Genomic DNA, 19,470 nt, shown 5'->3' on the forward strand with positions numbered 1-19,470 from the left:
ATAAATAAAATACAGAGTCACTACAATATACATTTTATAATTAATAAAAAGATTAGGATGTTAGATCATTCCCAACATCCCAATCTTTTCGCATTGTATTAATGATAAATTTTACTACCTTGTTCTTTAAACGTTTCAGCCATTTCTTGCATACCTTTAAGCTGTTCTTGGTGCTTACCACGTATATCATGAGAAATACGCATTGAACAGAATTTTGGTCCGCACATACTACAGAAATGAGCTACTTTAGCCGATTCTGCTGGTAACGTTTCGTCATGGAAAGCACGTGCTTTGTCTGGATCAAGGGATAAATTAAATTGATCTATCCAACGAAATTCAAAACGTGCTTTACTGATAGCATCATCACGTTCTGTCGCTCCAGGTAAACCTTTTGCTAGGTCAGCCGCATGCGCAGCAATTTTATAAGTCACGACGCCTTCACGTACGTCTTCTTTGTTTGGTAAACCAAGGTGCTCTTTAGGTGTAACGTAACACAACATCGCTGTACCATGGCTTGCGATTTGTGCCGCACCAATCGCAGATGTAATGTGATCATAAGCTGGTGCAATATCTGTTGTAAGTGGCCCTAACGTATAGAATGGCGCTTCTTTACAATAATAATCTGCAAGGTCTTGGTTTTCTTTAATTTTATGCATTGGAATATGACCTGGTCCTTCAATCATCACTTGTACATCATGTTGCCATGCGATATCTGTTAATTCTCCTAATGTTTTTAATTCCGCAAATTGGCTCTCATCATTCGCGTCATAAATTGAACCAGGGCGTAAACCATCTCCTAGTGAAATCGCAATATCGTATTGTTTTAAAATTTGGCAAATATCATCAAAATGTTCATATAAGAAGCTTTCTTCGTGATGCGCAAGACACCATTGTGCCATGATTGAACCACCACGAGAGACAATACCTGTTAATCGATCGACTGTCATCGGAATATAATGTAAACGCACCCCAGCATGAATTGTAAAATAATCCACACCTTGTTCAGCTTGCTCTATTAGCGTATCTCTAAAAATTTCCCATGTTAAATCTTCAGCCACACCGTCTACTTTTTCTAAAGCTTGATAAATGGGTACCGTTCCGACTGGCACAGGCGCATTACGAATGAGATATTCTCGTGTCGCATGGATATTTTTACCTGTTGATAAATCCATCATCGTATCTGCTCCCCAGTGCGTGGCCCACACCATTTTTTCAATTTCATTTTCAATAGAAGATGACACGGCTGAATTACCAATATTCGCATTGATTTTAACTTGGAAGTTCTTTCCGATAATCATCGGTTCTGATTCAGGGTGGTTAATGTTATTAGGGATAATCGCGCGACCTCTTGCCACTTCCTCACGTACAAATTCCGCTGACACATTTTCACGCGTCGCGATATACTTCATTTCTTTAGTGATCATGCCTTGTTTCGCATAATGCATTTGAGTTACGTTCTTACCTTCTTGGGCACGTCTTGGTTCATAATCAAATGGATGCGTCACAAGATTGCGATGATCTTCTGATTTAAAGCCGTTATCGATAGACTGAATGCGACGGCCTTCGTAACGTTCCGTATCATGACGATCATCAATCCATTGCGTACGAATTTGTGGCAGTCCTCGAGTGACGTCCACTTCATACGTTTCATCATGATAAGGACCGGCTGTATCATAGACAACTACTGGCTCATTATGCGTTGTACCTTGTTCTGTCACAGTGTCCGATAATTCAATTTCGCGAAATGGTACGCGAATATCCTCATCAGCACCTTGCTTATAAATACGTCGACTGGCTGGAAAATTCTTTTTTAATTCAATTTGTTCTTGTTTCATAATTGGCCTCCTTAGTGTGCTAAGAGACCTATGTAGCTGAACGAAAAAAATCGGGACACAAGTCATTGAGATTAAAGCGTTCAAACGCTCTCTCAGACTGACTGTCGTCCCGATCCGATACCTACACGAACATATCTATTTGAATGACACACTGTACTTGTCATGGAAAATGGCATACGCCACACACACTCCAATATACAGTGTTTCACATTTTGTATTCGTTCATCTTTGCTTCCCTACGCTAGTATTATCTAGATCAGGTACAAAGGGTTGAGGTCCAAACCTCTTTCAGCTTACACAAGCACCCCTAGCAGTCTTATATTTAAATGTTACAAATTACATTCTAGCATTAAAGTCTGTTTATGACAAACTGACTTATAAAATTGGTGACACAAGTTTAGCAATAGATTGTTTAAATTTAACCCATTTTGAGCGATTTTCGTAACGTTCGGGTGTTAAACGATCGGATACTTTAAGATCTTCGTTAAAGGCTTTAATTAAATATTGCGCAATATCTTCGTTGTAAATAATACCGTTGATTTCAAAGTTTAATCTGAAACTACGCGCATCCATATTAGCAGAACCTACAGAAGCCACTTCTCCATCAATGACCATCATTTTAGAGTGAATAAAGCCATTTGCGTAAGTATATACATTAACACCATCATACATTAATTGTGCGACCACGGTTAATGTGGCCCAATGTACAAATGGTTTATCTGGTTTATTCGGCACAATAACATGCACATCAACACCCGATTGTGCCGCAATACGTAACGCATTAATAAAGCCAATATCTGGCACGAAATAAGGCGTATGAATGTAGATTGAGTCTTTCGCATTCATAATCATTTTGAGGTAAGCAAACTCAAGTTGTGGCCAAGTACGGTTTGGACCACTTAAACCGATTTGCATAGCTACATTGCCATCTTTACGCGCATTGTCTGGGAAATAACGTTTATCATATTCTAAAGCATCATCTTTTGAAACTTGGGCGTTCCAATCATGGATAAAGCTTAATTGCAGCGCATCCACGCCATCACCTTGAATACGTAAGTGCGTATCTCGCCAGTAACCTAATTTTTCATCAAGTCCTAAGTATTCATCACCAATATTAAAGCCACCCACGTAGCCTAAATCACCATCGATCACTAACGTCTTGCGGTGGTTTCGGTTGTTGACCCTAAAGTTGATAAATGGAATGATTTTCGCATGGAAAAATGGTTCAGCTTTTGCCCCTGCATTGAGTAATCCTTTAAGTCTTGACTTACGCAATTGTTTAGAGCCCACTGCATCATAAAGTAACTTCACTTCTAAACCTTCTCGGGCTTTCTCTTCTAAAATATTTAAAATTTCTGTCCCAAGCCCATCCATATTTAAAATATAGTATTCTATATGAATGTATTTCTTTGCATTACGTAAATCTTCTTTCATTTGATCAAATAAGCGATGTCCGTCTGTAAAAACCTTCACATGGTTATTTTCACTTAAAAAGTTATTCTCTCTGACTAACAATGATTGAACTAAATCAGAATGTTTTTTCACGACATCATTATTCGAGGTGAAATTGTTGTTTTCAAAACTTTCTTTTTGCGACTTCACACGCTCTTTCGCATCATCAATTTCTTTACCACTGACTTCTTGTTGTTTGAGTCGTACAGCACGTCCAAAGAATAAATAGAAGAAGAAACCAAACACAGGCATTATAAATAATAGCAATAGCCATGCCCATGTTGATGTCGCCTCTCGACGGTCTCTTTCCATAAATATAATAATCAATGCTAAAATCACATTAATGACAAAAAAACCGCCTAAAATAATCCGATAAGTTGTAGCGACATTAGGATCAAAAATAAGTTGCATGTCAGTACCTCCTTTTAAATTGGTTCATTTTTAACTTAATATTCACCCTAGCATTTTACATGAATTCTACCCTTTTTTCATTGTTTTCAATTATAATAAAAATAGAATACAACAAAAGGAGAGAATAAAGTGAAACAAATTTATTTTAATCACGACGGTGGTGTCGATGATTTAATTTCCTTATTTTTATTACTACAAATGGATGATGTCAATCTGATTGGTGTCAGTACGATAGGTGCAGACTGTTATGTCGAACCTTCTGAGAGTGCCTCTCGTAAAATCATTAATCGTTTTTCAAGCTATCCGATAGATGTCGCTATTTCTAACGAACGCGGCAAAAATCCATTTCCTAAAGAATGGCGTATGCATGCCTTTTTTATGGATGCATTACCCATATTGAATGAGCGTGTATCGAGTCAATCAACATTGCTTAAAATCCCTGCTTATCAAGACATTATTACTAAACTTAATCAGGCTTCTTCACCAGTCACGCTATTATTTACTGGTCCACTAACAGATTTAGCTAAAGCACTTGAAGTTGATCCAACCATCACACAACATATTGAGCGACTCGTTTGGATGGGCGGTACCTTTTTAGAACGCGGTAATGTAGAAGAACCAGAACACGATGGCACCGCAGAATGGAATGCTTTTTGGGATCCTGACGCTGTTAAACGCGTTTTTGAGACAGACATTCAAATCGATATGGTCGCTTTAGAAAGTACCAATCAGGTTCCCCTCACACTAGCTATCCGTCAAATGTGGGCTGATGAGCGTCACTATGCAGGTGTGGACTTTTTAGGCGTAAGCTATGCAGCCGTGCCACCACTCAATCACTTTCAAACGAACTCAACTTATTTTCTATGGGATGTGTTAACGACAGCTTACGTTGGCCAGCCAGATTTAGTACGCAAAGAAACAGTTTACGCTTCAGTTATTACAGAAGGGCCAGGTCAAGGACGTACACATTTAGATGATGTTGATGGCCGTCCACTTAATGTGATTAATGATGTAAACCATGATGCATTTTTTGATTATATGACGGGCTTAGCTAAAAAAGTAAAATAGGTTGAAAAGTGCTAGATTTTTTCATTTCAATCAAATTAATGACTCATATTCAGTGAAATGACTGTTTTATAAACGGTTTCTACTTATTTTGATTTGAAAGGATACTACCTTTTTTACAACACCATTAGTAAACTACTGTCATCGTCTGTGAAACTTATGATGTTGGGAGGGAGCATGATTGTTCTCTTATGTAATCGATCAACTAGTCGGTCCGATTGTTGTCGGTTGTACGGTTGTATGGTTTAAGCACTGGATAGACCAGCAACCGTCCCGTAAAGACGATGACCAGTGAATATAACATAGCAGTGTGCTTAGAGAGTTGTGATAATCGACCAACCTCTAAGTCACAACCGCTATTTTTTATGCTACTCAACTTTACTGGAACCAAAGTGCTTTGCTTCACATTTTGTAATCACATTAAAAGAATCGAGATAAGGACCACCTTACCTCGATTCTCTAATTTATATCATCTTAATTATTAATGGTTTGAGTTGTTTTCTTTCTCAATTTTATTAGATAATTTTTCCATTTGTTTTTTAGCGAATTCTTTACCGCCAACACCAAATGCGATTGCAAATGCTACTGCAACTGCACCTAAAATTAATAAGAAAGCAACGTTAACAATGCTTTGTGCAAAGTTTAATTGATCTAATGTCATAAATACAGCAACAATGATTAATACGAATCTTACAACTTCAGCTAGCATATTGTTGCCTGTAGATTTACGGATGAATTTAGCAAGTAAATTACCGCCAATTAAACCTAGAGCTAAAATAATTGCTGCTGAGATGATTAATGGTAAGTATCCGATAATTGCTGAACCGATTTGGTTTAATACTGATAAGTTCACTGTATTTAATGCTTGAACAAAGAAGAATAAACCAATAATTGTTGAAATAACCCAACCAATTGCAACTGGTAAATCGATACTGTTTTTATCTGAACCAAAGTTCACATAATGGTTGTAACGGCTTAAATTGATACTTTGTAGTAAGTTTTTCACTAAAGTACCTAACATTTTAGCAATGAATAAACCAATTACTAAAATGATAACCGCAACAATAATTCTTGGTGCAAAGTTTAAAATGCTTTGCATCATGCTTCTAATAGGATTTGAAACTGACTCCATTTTTAGAGCATCAAAAATAGCTGGTAAGAATAGTAAGAACACTAAGAAATAAGCTAGTTTTCCGAAAGTTTTAATTAAGCCATCTGATTCAGATTGACCATCATTTCGATCGACTAAGCCTTTCTTTTGTAACCATGATTCGAAACCTAGCGCGCCTAAACCTTTAACAATTACTTTTTTAATGATCGCTGCAATAATCCAAGCAATTAATAAAAGAATAATCGCACTAATTAAATTTGGAATAAATCCGATGATGCTATTTAATGCATCCATTAAAGAATTTATAATATTCCCCATTAGTTTGACCTCCTAAATTAATGACTTGGTATATTCCATACCCGAGTTGCACTAGTATAATCATTAATCTAAAAAATTCTCGACAATTTTTTAGAAAAACTTTTATGTTTAACTTCAATATCGAAATAGTTTGTAATTAAACGTTTCAGATTAAACGAATCATTACACTTTAGGTATTAAATGTATAGAGCGTAACGTCCCCCTCTATACTTCACGCTAAGGAGATCATATCAATTAAAATGATTTTGAGCATGAGAGGCCTGTAGGAACGCGAGCAATAACGAAACCATTTAAAACTAACAGTTTTTATAATCATGGTTCGCCTGCTCGCTCTTCGCTCGCATGCATAACGTGCACCAATCTCACTATGTTCGAAGTGCACGTAATCACATCGAATCCTGACCGCAATTGTCCGCACTTTATTATGCATAATAGCTTTTTTCGACTTTGAGTTGGTTGTCGAGTTCGAATATGAGTGGTGCGCCTGTTTTGATTTCATAGTCGGCGATGTCTTCGTCTGAGATGTTTTCTAAAAATTTGATGAGTGCGCGTAAGGAGTTGCCGTGTGCTGAGACTAAGACGGTTTGACCGTCTAATAAATATTGGGAAATTTGGTCATTCCAATATGGGATGACACGGCTTAATGTGTCTTTTAAACTTTCCCCTTCTGGCATGATGCGACGATCTAACAATTCATATTTGCGATCTTTTAAATAAGCTTGGCGTTGTTCTTCGCTTTGTTCAGGTGGACGTTCGTCGTAAGAGCGGCGCCAAATTTTAACTTGGTCTTCTCCGTATTGCTCGGCCGTTTCCTTTTTGTTTAACCCTTGTAACCCACCATAGTGTCTTTCATTTAAGCGCCAAGTTTTATGCACTGGCACCCATAATTGATCAGATTCATTTAATAAATGGTAAGTTGTTTTAATAGAACGTTTGAGTAATGACGTAAATGCAACATCGATGTGTATCCCTTGCGCTTTTAACTTTTGTCCTGATTGAATGGCTTCTTCAATACCTTGTTCTGATAAATCAACATCAGCCCATCCTGTAAATAAATTTTTCGCATTCCATTCACTTTGACCGTGGCGACATAATATTAGTTTTGGCATGATACAACTTCCTTTCTCTATATGTAGTCAATCTGCATTTGTAATATCAATTGTAGTTTACCACTTTGCTGAACCGCTTTAAACTAATCATATTATTAACGTTTAATCTCCCTTAAAAGCGGCATTTGCCATTTGTTGAATCGGCAATCCTGCTTTAAATCGTTCGACATACTTTCGAAAGTGTTGAATATCTTCTTTTTTCGGCGTATATACATGCCCGCGTTGTTGTTGAAAAACTTGCTCATGAAGATAAGTGGTTAAATCAATCTGATCACTTTCAAAAAGGTAACGTGCTAATACCGCAATGCCCCATGCGCCGCCTTCACTTGCTGTATCAATCACGCGTACTGGACTTTCTAACGCGTTGGCCAAGTAAAATTGTGCTACGTTTGGGGTTTTAAATAATCCGCCGTGACCGACAATCGTATTTAATTGAACGTCTTCTTGATCGACTAAAAGATCGACGCCTATCTTCAACGTGCTGAATAAACTCATTAAATGTGTTTGCATAAACTCCGTTAAACTCAAATGCCCTTCACGTGTACGCAGCATCGCAGGATAACCCGTTGGCACATCTGTAATAAATTCTCCAGAAATATAACCATACGATAACCATTGAGGTAACGCTGTTGTGTCCTCTAATGACCGTTCTAATAATTTAGTGAAAAGAGCTTCTTTTTGATAAGTAATGCCCATCGTATCGAAAACTTCTCCAAATAGCGACATCCATTGATCCAATTCAGATGTGCCATTATTCGCATGAATCATTGCCACGTTATTGCCGTCTGGGGTCGTGACAATATCGACATCTGGATACATCTGACTTAATGGACGCTCGAGTACAAGCATCGCAAAAATACTTGTGCCCACCGACACGTTACCACTACGAGGTGCTGTACTATCTGTGGCCACCATTCCAGTTTGTGCGTCTCCTTCCGGGGGACATAATGGACAACCAGCTAATAAATGTCCTGTGGGGTCAAGCGCCCGTGCTCCCGCTTCGGTTAACTGTCCTGCTTCGACGCCTGCAACACAGACTTCTGGCAATATTGCCTCGATATGTTGTGCATAGCCCGCCTGATTGAGCAGTTGATTAAATGTGTCACATAAATCACTGCGATAGGTATGTGTCGTATTATCAATTGGAAACATGCCCGATGCATCACCAATGCCTAGCACTCGTTTGCCAGTTAAACGCCAATGAACATACCCTGCTAGTGTCGTCATAAAATCAATATCTTTTACATGCGTCTCTTGATCTAAGATAGATTGATAAAGTTGCGCAATACTCCAACGTTCAGGAATATTCACTTCAAACAGTGTCCGTAACTGTTCGGCAGCATGGTTCGCATTATTGTTTCGCCATGTTCGAAAAGGCGCTAACAACGTCCCTGCCTGATCAAAAACAAGATAACCGTGCATCATGCCACTAATCCCGAGCGACGCGATACGTGTTAATGTGAGATGGTAAGTTTTTGTTATATTTCTAGCCATGTCTGCATAACTTTGTTGGATACCGTGCCACATTTCATCTAAATCATAAGTCCAGTAACCATTTTTAAATTGGTTTTCCCATTCAAAGATACCCGTAGCGATTGTTTGGCACTCTGGCGTGATTGCTACGGTTTTAATGCGCGTCGATCCTATTTCAATACCTACTGTTATTTGGCCCTTTTCAATCCATGTTTCAATCGCTTCTGTATTCATGTCCATCCCCTCCTCTAATACGCACATCATTGATTTCATCATAATATAGTACACTCGCCCTCGCAATTTATGGACGTAAAAAAAGTTGAGACATAAGGAGCTGGGACATAAAGCATTAATGCTCTGGGAAACCGATTAACGGTGTCCCAAAAGCAGGATTTTCGGCAGAAAGTTCACGATTCGCCAAAATTTGAGAAACAATTTTAGCTCTTCGCTCGCTTCTGCTCAAATCCTGAACGCTTTTGTCCCAACCTCTTGTCTCAACTCTGTGTATGACAAGTTATAATCCTAATAGTGTTTTGATGCTCATGCCGACAATGACTGAAGTTGCAATACCGAAAAAGCCTGGTAATAGAAAGCTTGTCGTGCGTGTGGATTTCGTCTCGTCCACATCTACAGCAAATAAAATGGTTGGTTGTGCTGGAATAACGAAGTTCACGTTGAATGTTTGCACCATTCCCATAATAAAGGCTGGCGAAATACCAAGCGATAACATAATCGGAATCATAATAGATGCCGTTGCAGATTGCGAAATAACAATCATAGTGACACAAGAAACTAATATAATAATGAGCCATGGTACTGCGTCGATAAGACTACCGATCTGATTTTCCATGATGGACTGGTTAGATGGCGCATTAAATATGGTCGCACCTAGCCAGCCTGGTCCAAGTACCGCAAATAAGGCACCAATCGCTGCTTGTGTAATATGAGATGACAGAATTTGATTGGGTTTTACTTTGATCAATAATAAGTTAACCATCGCACTCATGTACATAAATAATTGAACTAATTCTGTCATTTGTAATGTGACCGTTTCGCCATCTACTTGGAAGGATGGGCTGAGGTCTGGAAAAATACCAAACGTTAAAATACATAACACGGCCACAATAAAAGAAGCCACCCCAATTTTGACACGAACTGGAAATGAAGTTTGTCTTTCTTCAGGTTGTTCGATTTGAACACTCATTGTTTGTGCTTCGTGAGGTGTCATTTTAGTCTGACCCACTAATGTAATGAAGCAACTTAATAAGACGGTCGTAATAATGGCAGTCGGTAAGACCACGGATAAATATTGACCTAATGTAAATCCTAAGCCTGCAAACTCTGAAATCATGTATGCTGTTGCTGAAGCAGCCGGACTACAAAGTAACGCTAAGTTAGCCGTCAACACAGATGCAACTAACGGTTTTTTCGGTCTGATTCTTGCTTTGATGGCTGTTTTAGCAATAATTGGTTCTAATGACAATGTGATATTGGCTGTACCAATACCGAATACAAAAATAAATACAATAAAAGGTGCTATAAAAATAATAGACTTCGGAAAACGTTCAATAATTTTGGACGCAATATGCACCAGGTAGTCAATGCCACCTGTTGCTTGAAGTGTACCCCCTGCAATACCAATCGCCAAAATAATTAATACGGCTGTGACAGGTGCTGACCCTGGAGGTAACCCAAAACCAAAAATCATTACGAGTTGCGCGACTAACGCAAATATACCACAACCTAATGCCCCCGCAGTGCGTAGACCGAGTACAATTGCGAGGATCATTAGAATAATTTCCAAAATAAACAGGAGCATTGTTCTTCCTCTTTCCAATTTATTAATGTGAATATTTTAACATAACTCTTTCCCCGTTTTCATCCATCATTATTCACTGTTTATGTCTAATTTGTTAATCCTTTAAAGCAAGAACATCTCTGTTCTTTTAATCAATTTTCCTGTATCATTGATAGTATACATTATTTTGCATTATAATGAATAAAAATACATACTAAAGGGAGATGATTGAATGGATTATATTGTGGCATTTACGGATTGGCTATGGGGGTATCCGCTCGTACTACTATTGTTATGTTCTAGTTTATTTTTAACGTTTTACTTAAAAGGCGTGCAGTTTCGCCATTTTGGTTTGATTATGAAACAAACCTTTGGCAGTGTGAATCGCAAACCTAAAGGAGAAGGAACGATTACACCAAGACAAGCCTTAACGTCAGCACTTTCTTCTACAGTGGGGGCTGCGAATATTGTGGGGGTACCGACTGCCATTATGATGGGTGGCCCGGGTGCTGTCTTTTGGATGATTGTCATCGCCTTTTTCGGGATGGCGTTAAAATATAGCGAAAATGTATTAGGTGTGCATTATCGTGAGCAAAATAAAGATGGAGAATTTGTGGGCGGCCCTACATATTATATGAAAAAAGGATTCAAAAACGCCAAATTAGGTATGATCTTCTCTCTTATTTTCGCTTTTGCTTTAGCGTTAGAGATTGTGCCGAGTGTCATGGTTCAAGGGAACTCTGTAGCTACTACGGTACATGATACGTTTAACGTCAACACAACCATCACAGGTGTTGTCATTGCGATTATCGCCGCACTCGTTGTTTTTGGCGGTGTGAAACGTATCGCTAACTTTACAGAAATGATTGTGCCGATTATGGTCGGTATTTACTTAATATTAGGATTCGTCATTATAATTCTGAATATTCAACATCTACCGAGTGTCATTGGTCTGATTTTTGAAAAAGCATTTCGTCCTGATGCGGCACTTGGTGGTAGTTTCGGTGCAGCACTTGCGACGACGGTGCGTTGGGGCTTTGCGCGTGGGATTTATTCAAATGAGGCTGGTTTAGGTACATCTCCCATTGCACATGCGGCTGCCAAGACAGACCATCCAGTGCGCCAAGCCTTTTGGGCCATTAGTGAAATTATTGTAGATACACTCGTTATTTGTACAACAACTGCATTTGTTGTCCTTGTTTCTGGTGTATGGGAAGAACCTGACGCTAAAGCACAATCCGCCGCATTAACAGCGCGTGCGTTTGAAGAGTCATTCGGTCCTTTAGGCAGTGCGATTGTTTCTATCGCTATGATTTTCTTCGTCTTCTCAACCATTATTGTCATTATCTTTTATGGTTCAAGAATGGCAGAATTTATTTTCGGATTAACGGCAGGCCATATTATGAAAGCCATTTATATTATTGCGATTGTCGTTGGTGCCGTAGGTGTTGGCACACAATTATGGAACTTATTAGACCTAGCTCTTGCGATTGTACTCATTCCAAACATTATTGCCGTGCTCATTTTAGCACCAAAAGTAAAACAACTTACTCGTGACTTCTTTAAAAACTATCTCTAATTAAATAAGCAATTGGGACACCCTCGACGCAAAGGCGCTTCGCTGGTGTCCCAATTTTTATATCTAAAGAGATGCCATGCATTGTGTCAGCAATGCCGCGACATGATGATTTTTAATCGAGTAATACGTCATCTTACCCTTTCTACAAAAATCTAGGACTTCCTTTTATACAAAAGGCGTAGATGATGCGAGGTCGAGGCAATACTCATCCCCAATATAGCAGATAAATCACAGACACATAGTTCCTCTTCCTTCATTAACGCCATCATAATTTTAAGTTTATGTTTGTCATTAATGGTTAGCAATAGCTCCATCAACTGTTGAGACGTCTCTTCATTCAAATAATTCAAAGCACGATGCACTTTATCTTCATGCACACAAATGACATCACATGTCGTTTTATCACTCACAGCCCATCCCTCCTCAATCTAAAATAAAAATCCGATGATTGTTTGAATGGTGTTATTTTCAATAATAATGAATAACCCTAATCCAATGTAGACAATAGCCATAATCCAGCGACTGAACCTTTCAACCACCTCTCCTACGCCAGGAATGGCAGATAATTGTTGTGCTGTAAACACTAAAACAAAAATTAACACGAGAAACACAAGGAGAGTCACAATCAATTCAGATACATTTAAAGTCACAAAATAAGGAACAAATAACCCGATATTGTCCGCACCGCAACTTGCGATGGTCACTAAAGCAACTGTGCCTACTAATTTCGACAGTCCTTTTTTGTTTAATTCCTTCTTGGCTCTTTCTTCCCCTTCACAATCATCGTAAATGGCTACTTTTAACCCAAAATAAATGGGAATTAACCCTAGTAAACCTAAAATCCATTTTTCAGGTACATAATTAAGGACGAAAGCAAAAAATAAACTAATCAGAATTAACGTAATAGACCCGACATACTGTCCGATATAAATGTCTCTATACGCTTTGGTCGTTTTCGCTCTAGCAAAAAAGATTAACAAAATGACTAACAAATCAACTGCCGTTGCAATATAAAGGATCGCAGCAGTGATAATCGTTTGAAACATAGCGCACCTCATTCAAAAGTATTTTTGAATGTATTATATCATAATTCCTCTTAACTAACCCTTACATCGAGATGACACAAATTAAGCCCAATCACTCACAGATTCGTGAGCAATTGAGCTTAATTGTTATCATGTTATGTTATGATTGACCATCATTAGGCATCATACCTTGGTTTTTAGGAATCGTTATCATCACAATCACAAAGGCAATCAGTGCCATTAATACGTTAAGCCATAACCCAAACATTGCACCGACTTCCATATTGAAGGAAGCTTTACCGATTGCATAGAGCGTCGTAGATAACGCCACACCAAAGGCATTACCTAGTGAAGAGGACATTTTATATACACCAGATGCCATGCCCACCTTTTCGTCAGGCGTATTGGCAATGGCGGTATCCATTGAAGGCGTCGCATAAAAGCCTAAACCGATACCGTAAATAAAATAGCCAACGACACACGCAATCACATACCAAAATGATGGTAAAAAGGCACAAGAAATCAGTAAAATACCGATCATGTTGAGTGCGGTACCAATCATCATTGGTTTACCAGCACCAAGATGTTGCAAGATTTTCTCGCCGACGCGAATCGTCGCAAGCACCGTAACGAGGTATGTAACAGTAAGCAGTCCCGCTTGTGCTGAAGAAAATCCCATCGCCTCTTGTACAAAGGTATTACCTACAATTAAGGTACCGGCAACACCGTTCATTAAAAAGTTAGAAACCGTCGCTCCGGTATACCCTTTATCTTTAAAAATTTCAAAATCCACGAGTGGACTGGTCCGGTGTCGTTCTAAAATGATAAATCCTATCACACTAAGGATACACAAACCAATAAATGTCAAAATAAATGGTGAGAATAAACCGTACTCTGAACTTTGTGTAATCACAATATTAATTGAAAGTACAGCCACTAAAAATAAAATTAAACCGATGAGATCAAAATGTTGGAAAATGGTAGATTTTTGTCTAGGCACTTCAGGCGTTCCTTTAATTAAGAGCATCGCAATAATGGCCACAATAATAGAAATAACAAAAATCCAACGCCATCCAAGAAATGTCTCTGTCATTCCGCCAAAGAATGAGGCAACACCACCGCCGCCCCATGAACCAATAGACCAATAGCTCAGTGCAGCTTGGCGTTTTCTGCCATGATAATACGCTTTAATAATTGATAATGTGGCTGGCATAACAAATGCAGCTGATAGCCCTTGAATCATGCGCCCGATAATAAATAAGTAGATGTTCGGCCAAATCATCACAATTAGCGAACCTAAAATACTCAAACTCAAACCTAAGTAGGTCATTTTAACATGGCCATATTTATCAGCTAGACCACCAGCACCAACTACAAACATCCCTGCGAAGAGTGCCGTCACACTGACCGCAACATTAATTAACCCATAATTCGCATCAAATTCACTCGTTAAAGTTGGAACAACGTTGACTAAGGATTGCGCAAACAACCAAAATGTAATAACCCCAAATACAATCCCTATTAATAACTTTCCATTACCTTCAAAACGATTTGCTTTCATTTTTAATCATTGCCTTCTTTTTCTCTAGATTTTTTAAGAAAGCGCTTTATTTATATGTTATAAAAGCACCCTTTAGTAAATTTAAAAAGGGATGCGAACAATGAATCGCTGTCGGAAGATAAATGCTTCCAATCAACGTTCATCGCTCAAGCATCCATTAAGTCATTCACTGACGTTAAATCTTGGTTTATTGATATTTTATTTTTACAGTTTATGCTTCATTAAGATAATTTGTGAATAATGTTTGGTATAAGTCAATGAATGTGAAGTATGAATCTTTTTTCACGCGTTCATCAACTTGGTGTGGACGTTCACCTGGACCAAATACCATAAGTGGGAAGTCTTCACCTTTATCTCGTAATAAGTTAGATGCGTCTGTAACACCGACTGTAGGTGAAATAATGACACTGTTTTCTAATTTTTCTTTAGCAAGTTCATGTGCCATTTTGATTAAGCTGTTGTCACCTGTTGTTAAGACAGGTTCTAAATCTAAATAAATATCTGATGATAAGTCATAACCTTGATCATTGATTTTATCTAGATGTTTTTGGAATAACGCTTTAACATCATCGTTATTGTACTCAGGTACAGTGCGGATGTTAAAGTCTGCTTTCGCTTTAGCAGGCACTGAGTTAACTTGGTCGCCACCACTAATTAAAGTGTTGTTGATCACTAAACCTGCTAATACTTTCTTAGCTTGTTCAAAGTTAGGAATATCAGGGAATTGTTCTCCTAATGCTTTACAGAAACTGTCAAAGTCTAATTTTTCATAAGTTGTGTTTTCGATGATGTCACTATATTCTTTATCAATATTTTGGATAAATTGAACGAGTGGAATAATACTGTTGCGGCCAAATACAGGCATTGAACTATGTGAAGAAATACCTTTTGATGTAATGCAGAAGTCCATTGAACCTTTGTGTGCATACACAATTGTTGTTTCTGAAGGTTCTGCGATTACTAATGCATCTACTTCGTCCATATAACCTTTATTGTACAATTGTTCTGAACCTTTTTGTTCCATTTCTTCGCCAGATGTTGCCATGAACTTGATTGTACCTTGTTTTAATTGGCCACTTTCTTTAATTTCGATTAATGAAATAGCAAGTGCCGCAAGTCCAGATTTCATGTCTCCTGAACCACGACCGTAAAGGTAACCATCATCTTCTGTTAATGTAAATGGGTCGTATGTCCAATCCTCTTTGTCACCTTCTGATACGACATCCATATGACCAGAAATACCTAATACCGGTTTCCCTTCACCAATTGTCGCAATTAAATTTGCACGTGTGTCATTAATAGGGTCAATCTGTGATTCAATACCATGCTGTTTGAATAAATCTTGTAAATAATGACATACTTCAATTTCATTATCGTTTACAGTTTTCATACCAACAAGGTCTTCTAAAATTTTAATCTTGTCTTCATCTGTAAATACACTCATCTGTCCCCATCCTTTCTTTCAATTTGTGTTCAATGATTTGAGGTTAGGTCGTCTTTAAATGACTATCTAGAGCCTTCAAAATTTATGTACCCTTCTCATTTTATAAATGAAACACAAATTCTTCTGAAATTATATTTTTATATGAAATGCCACCGTTTATTATAGCATTTTCAGTTAGCTTAGCATACTAATTGCATTCGTAAGAAAATAGCCATTTAGCAGAAAAATGACACATTTTAAAAGTTTTTCTTGACCTAATATTTTATTTAACTTATAATTTGATCACCTGATTTGGCCTAAAATCAAGGAGTTAGTTATGAAAACAATTTTAATCGCCGGTGCAGGTGCTATTGGCTGCCGTATTGCACTCCATCTTACACGCGCAAATTATTCTATTACATTGGTGGATGACTGGGAACCGCATATTAGCGCTATTCGTCAAAATGGGCTCGTGGTACATGAGGACAATCAAACAACGACGTTGACTCTTCAAATTACCACACCTAATGCCGCACATGAACCTTATGACATCATCATCCTTGCAACGAAAGCAATGGACGCTGAAAAAATGGTTCAAACACTACATGACAACAACGCTATAGGTAAAGAGACAATGGTGTTATCTGTCATGAACGGCTTAGGTCACGAAGAACGACTATCTCAAATCATTCCACTTGAAAACATCTTCTTAGGTGTAACTATGTGGACTGCGCAACTAACGAAACCTGGAGCAGTCCAATTATCCGGAGATGGAAACATCATTTTACAACGCGCAGATAATGTTTTAGACCAACGTGCATTCGACTTAGTCCATATATTTAACGATGCACAACTTAATGCAAAGGTAAGTACTGACATTATGCAAACAGTATGGTCTAAAGTCACATTGGACTGTGTGTTAAATCCATTATGTGCATTATTTAACAAAACCATTCACGAATTTAGTCTTAATTCAGTTGCACCTAAACTAGTAAAAGCACTCGTAGAAGAAAACGTTGAAATTGCGAAAACAAAAGGTGTTCATCTAAATGGTGAGACGATTATTCAAAATATCGAAAATGCATATTCAATCGAACAACAAGGCGCGCACTATCCGTCTATGCATCAAGATCTTCAAAGCAAGCGCTATACAGAAGTTGATTATCTTAACGGCCAAGTTGCAGCATATGCCCATGAAGCTGGCATATCATCGCCACATAACAGTGCATATACTCTTTTAATGCATCAATTTGAAATGGGTCATATCGAATACGATCAACCTATTACTTAATCAGAGGTTAGAAAAAAGGCTCATAAGGATAGGGACAGTTGGTCAATCACTGTTCCTATCTTTTTTATTTTTATGAGGCTCTCCATCCACAGCGCGGCGCTATTTTGTCCTGTTGCCATTTATCATATAACAGCATTCGATAACGCTCATAAGCCGCCTCCCCTTCAATCTTTTCTTTGCCATATACAAAATAAGGTGGCAATGGCTGTGTATTAATGTCATTCAAGCCTAAAACAATATGTCTCAACTCTGCCAAGTCTGCTTTAAATGTATCCGAACGTTGTCCCCCGCGTCTCAAATGTTCACGATCCATAACAGTTAATAAACGCATCATATCCAATAAATAAGGCTGCCCATCATTATAAGCATGTTTCACAATTGGATGAGACAAATAACGCGTATTTCCCTCAATTACGCCCATTTCCGCTAAACAGACTCGAATAATTTGATATAACTCCAATACTTGCTTTGACAAGCGACGATTATCTAAAAAACGCGCACTCACTTCATGATCCGAACTCACTCTAAATAATTGCATTAATCATTCCTCCTTATTCAATCCCCTTGCATATCTATACAAGGTTGGGACAAAAGCGTTCAGGATTTGAGCAGAAGTGAACGAAAAGCTAAAATTGTTTTTCAAATTTTGGCGAATCGTGAACTTTCTGCCGAAAATCCTGCTTTTGGGACACCGTTCATCGATTTCCCAGAGCATTAATACTTTATATCACAACCTTTATCTGTAAAAAAACAACATAAACAGTAAAAATTAATAACATTTGTAACTTCTATTGAACTATTTTAGATTTTTCAGAAAAAGTTGTTGCATTTTTTTACACATAGTATATAATAAACATATCAAAAGTTATTTAATATCTTTTCATCATAGTAACTCTATTATCTTGTATGGCAAATTTGGATTTCAATTTAATTTTGATTTTAGTAAACATCTAGGAGGACGACATCATGAAACTTATTTACCCTGCTTTACCCTCACTCTTTTATCCAAGATTGATGATTAAACCTTCATTGAACACATATGAAATGAAACGTCTACTCGATAAAGATACACAATTCGACGTCCCACTCATCGATTACTTTTCGTATATGAAACAAAATCAAATCAACCCTCATATGGATGTAGGATTTTTACTCAAAAGCGAAAATGATGTCTCAATTAAGATTAAAGCATCTTCTTAGTCACTCGTGAATTAATTGAGTACGTATAATGAGCCCTATACTACTCATTTAATATAAATTATTGATGCGCTGCGTTTGTACTTTTGCAACATCAACTGATGATAGATGTATTATCAATGAACCAAATTAAAATACGAATAAAAATAGGCCAAATCAGGTATTACAAACATTTAATTCATATTTTACCTTCTGAATGTAGTACATTAAATGATTGTAAGTCAGTGTTCATTGATGTCTAATCTATCATCATGATGGTTAAGGCTTTCCATCACGAACGACCGTCAGTCTACAGCCATGTTCAGTGAGCCTCTCATAGTGCGCACTATATCTAACCTCTAAGACACTTAACAACTGACTCGTTCGCTCATAAAGTACAATTTGCATAATGGAGCTTCCCTTTACTGTTCCATTATGCATCCTGAGGTATTTTTTTATTGAATTCGGTAGTGATGTCACCGAAAAGAGCCTTCCCTTTGACCGAGGTGAAGGCTCTCTATTATACAGTATACACTTATTTTAATAAGTAACATCTTATACATATCCATCACGATTTATGACGGAACTTTGCATTATAAATGATAGACGCTATACCCATCGCTGCACAGAATACGGATATATAATACACTGCGATATTGTCAGTTTGAATGTAAAATTTAAATATTACGATATTTAACAGCGCTACGATAAAGTAAACAGGAATAAACTTAGCCTTCCATAAAAGCGAATTTTCCATATGAACACCTCTCACACGAGTCGTTATTCTTTCCTCACTATAACAAAGCTCTTCTTTGTTGCGTGTATCAGTTCCTAAATGAAGAT

The 19,470-nt window shown here is 37.8% G+C and carries 15 protein-coding genes, 1 pseudogene and 1 riboswitch; of the genes and pseudogenes, 4 read left to right on the forward strand and 12 right to left on the reverse strand.

Annotation, left to right across the window (positions count from 1 at the left end; translation table 11 throughout):
• Positions 1 to 98 precede the first annotated feature (98 nt).
• A complete protein-coding gene (thiC, locus tag ACEE93_RS09145; RefSeq protein ID WP_449156518.1) occupies positions 99 to 1,835 on the reverse strand; it encodes a phosphomethylpyrimidine synthase ThiC in 1,737 nt (578 codons plus the stop codon).
• Positions 1,836 to 2,051: 216 nt separating this feature from the next.
• Positions 2,052 to 2,154, reverse strand: a riboswitch (TPP riboswitch).
• Positions 2,155 to 2,210: 56 nt separating this feature from the next.
• Entirely contained in the window at positions 2,211 to 3,698 is a 1,488-nt protein-coding gene (cls, locus tag ACEE93_RS09150; protein ID WP_449155244.1) for a cardiolipin synthase, read from the reverse strand.
• A gap of 129 nt (positions 3,699 to 3,827) precedes the next feature.
• Between cls and ACEE93_RS09155 the strand changes: the two genes are divergently transcribed.
• On the forward strand, positions 3,828 to 4,766 hold the full coding sequence (locus tag ACEE93_RS09155) for a nucleoside hydrolase (RefSeq protein WP_449155243.1): 939 nt from the start codon (positions 3,828 to 3,830) through the stop codon (positions 4,764 to 4,766).
• Positions 4,767 to 5,244: 478 nt separating this feature from the next.
• Here the strand turns inward: ACEE93_RS09155 and ACEE93_RS09160 are convergent, their stop codons facing one another.
• From ACEE93_RS09160 to ACEE93_RS09175, 4 genes are all read right to left on the reverse strand, one after another.
• Positions 5,245 to 6,192 carry a mechanosensitive ion channel gene (locus ACEE93_RS09160; protein ID WP_449155242.1) on the reverse strand — a complete coding sequence of 316 codons (948 nt, stop codon included), beginning with the start codon at positions 6,190 to 6,192 and terminating at the stop codon, positions 5,245 to 5,247.
• A 422-nt stretch (positions 6,193 to 6,614) separates the two neighbouring features.
• On the reverse strand, positions 6,615 to 7,301 hold the full coding sequence (locus ACEE93_RS09165) for a 2,3-diphosphoglycerate-dependent phosphoglycerate mutase (protein WP_449155241.1): 687 nt from the start codon (positions 7,299 to 7,301) through the stop codon (positions 6,615 to 6,617).
• Between the two features lie 102 nt (positions 7,302 to 7,403).
• Positions 7,404 to 9,008 (reverse strand): xylulokinase, encoded by a 1,605-nt coding sequence (locus ACEE93_RS09170; protein ID WP_449156519.1) that lies wholly within the window; start codon positions 9,006 to 9,008, stop codon positions 7,404 to 7,406.
• Between the two features lie 280 nt (positions 9,009 to 9,288).
• Positions 9,289 to 10,593, reverse strand: a complete 1,305-nt coding sequence (locus ACEE93_RS09175) for an anaerobic C4-dicarboxylate transporter family protein (protein WP_449155239.1) — start codon at positions 10,591 to 10,593, stop codon at positions 9,289 to 9,291.
• Between the two features lie 211 nt (positions 10,594 to 10,804).
• On the opposite strand from ACEE93_RS09175, the gene ACEE93_RS09180 reads away from it, so the two are divergent.
• Entirely contained in the window at positions 10,805 to 12,151 is a 1,347-nt protein-coding gene (locus ACEE93_RS09180) for an alanine/glycine:cation symporter family protein (protein ID WP_449155238.1), read from the forward strand.
• 63 nt (positions 12,152 to 12,214) lie between these two features.
• On the opposite strand, the pseudogene ACEE93_RS09185 reads toward ACEE93_RS09180, so the two are convergent.
• The 4 genes and pseudogenes from ACEE93_RS09185 to ACEE93_RS09200 form a co-directional block, all read right to left on the reverse strand.
• A pseudogene (locus ACEE93_RS09185) lies at positions 12,215 to 12,561 on the reverse strand (ArsR/SmtB family transcription factor).
• Positions 12,562 to 12,579: 18 nt separating this feature from the next.
• A complete protein-coding gene (locus ACEE93_RS09190) occupies positions 12,580 to 13,197 on the reverse strand; it encodes a CadD family cadmium resistance transporter (protein ID WP_449155236.1) in 618 nt (205 codons plus the stop codon).
• 139 nt (positions 13,198 to 13,336) lie between these two features.
• Positions 13,337 to 14,737 carry an MFS transporter gene (locus ACEE93_RS09195; RefSeq protein WP_449156520.1) on the reverse strand — a complete coding sequence of 467 codons (1,401 nt, stop codon included), beginning with the start codon at positions 14,735 to 14,737 and terminating at the stop codon, positions 13,337 to 13,339.
• A gap of 211 nt (positions 14,738 to 14,948) precedes the next feature.
• Positions 14,949 to 16,181 (reverse strand): ArgE/DapE family deacylase, encoded by a 1,233-nt coding sequence (locus tag ACEE93_RS09200; protein WP_449155234.1) that lies wholly within the window; start codon positions 16,179 to 16,181, stop codon positions 14,949 to 14,951.
• A 316-nt stretch (positions 16,182 to 16,497) separates the two neighbouring features.
• On the opposite strand from ACEE93_RS09200, the gene ACEE93_RS09205 reads away from it, so the two are divergent.
• Positions 16,498 to 17,451, forward strand: coding sequence for a ketopantoate reductase family protein (locus ACEE93_RS09205; RefSeq protein ID WP_449155233.1), 954 nt, complete (start codon positions 16,498 to 16,500; stop codon positions 17,449 to 17,451).
• A gap of 70 nt (positions 17,452 to 17,521) precedes the next feature.
• Here the strand turns inward: ACEE93_RS09205 and ACEE93_RS09210 are convergent, their stop codons facing one another.
• Entirely contained in the window at positions 17,522 to 17,989 is a 468-nt protein-coding gene (locus tag ACEE93_RS09210; RefSeq protein ID WP_449155232.1) for a pyrimidine dimer DNA glycosylase/endonuclease V, read from the reverse strand.
• A 428-nt stretch (positions 17,990 to 18,417) separates the two neighbouring features.
• On the opposite strand from ACEE93_RS09210, the gene ACEE93_RS09215 reads away from it, so the two are divergent.
• Positions 18,418 to 18,651, forward strand: a complete 234-nt coding sequence (locus tag ACEE93_RS09215) for a hypothetical protein (protein ID WP_449155231.1) — start codon at positions 18,418 to 18,420, stop codon at positions 18,649 to 18,651.
• 544 nt (positions 18,652 to 19,195) lie between these two features.
• Here the strand turns inward: ACEE93_RS09215 and ACEE93_RS09220 are convergent.
• Positions 19,196 to 19,384, reverse strand: a complete 189-nt coding sequence (locus tag ACEE93_RS09220) for a hypothetical protein (protein ID WP_449155230.1) — start codon at positions 19,382 to 19,384, stop codon at positions 19,196 to 19,198.
• Positions 19,385 to 19,470: the final 86 nt, after the last annotated feature.

This window comes from Staphylococcus sp. 11262D007BW (assembly GCF_053547815.1).

What these genes read in the sequence shown, in the direction of transcription:
- thiC (WP_449156518.1), bottom strand. Translation starts at nt 1,835, where the DNA reads ATGAAACAAGAACAAATTGAATTAAAAAAGAATTTTCCAGCCAGTCGA.
- cls (WP_449155244.1), bottom strand. Translation starts at nt 3,698, where the DNA reads ATGCAACTTATTTTTGATCCTAATGTCGCTACAACTTATCGGATTATT.
- ACEE93_RS09160 (WP_449155242.1), bottom strand. Translation starts at nt 6,192, where the DNA reads ATGGGGAATATTATAAATTCTTTAATGGATGCATTAAATAGCATCATC.
- ACEE93_RS09165 (WP_449155241.1), bottom strand. Translation starts at nt 7,301, where the DNA reads ATGCCAAAACTAATATTATGTCGCCACGGTCAAAGTGAATGGAATGCG.
- ACEE93_RS09170 (WP_449156519.1), bottom strand. Translation starts at nt 9,008, where the DNA reads ATGAATACAGAAGCGATTGAAACATGGATTGAAAAGGGCCAAATAACA.
- ACEE93_RS09175 (WP_449155239.1), bottom strand. Translation starts at nt 10,593, where the DNA reads ATGCTCCTGTTTATTTTGGAAATTATTCTAATGATCCTCGCAATTGTA.
- ACEE93_RS09180 (WP_449155238.1), top strand. Translation starts at nt 10,805, where the DNA reads ATGGATTATATTGTGGCATTTACGGATTGGCTATGGGGGTATCCGCTC.
- ACEE93_RS09190 (WP_449155236.1), bottom strand. Translation starts at nt 13,197, where the DNA reads ATGTTTCAAACGATTATCACTGCTGCGATCCTTTATATTGCAACGGCA.
- ACEE93_RS09195 (WP_449156520.1), bottom strand. Translation starts at nt 14,737, where the DNA reads ATGAAAGCAAATCGTTTTGAAGGTAATGGAAAGTTATTAATAGGGATT.
- ACEE93_RS09200 (WP_449155234.1), bottom strand. Translation starts at nt 16,181, where the DNA reads ATGAGTGTATTTACAGATGAAGACAAGATTAAAATTTTAGAAGACCTT.
- ACEE93_RS09205 (WP_449155233.1), top strand. Translation starts at nt 16,498, where the DNA reads ATGAAAACAATTTTAATCGCCGGTGCAGGTGCTATTGGCTGCCGTATT.
- ACEE93_RS09210 (WP_449155232.1), bottom strand. Translation starts at nt 17,989, where the DNA reads ATGCAATTATTTAGAGTGAGTTCGGATCATGAAGTGAGTGCGCGTTTT.
- ACEE93_RS09215 (WP_449155231.1), top strand. Translation starts at nt 18,418, where the DNA reads ATGAAACTTATTTACCCTGCTTTACCCTCACTCTTTTATCCAAGATTG.
- ACEE93_RS09220 (WP_449155230.1), bottom strand. Translation starts at nt 19,384, where the DNA reads ATGGAAAATTCGCTTTTATGGAAGGCTAAGTTTATTCCTGTTTACTTT.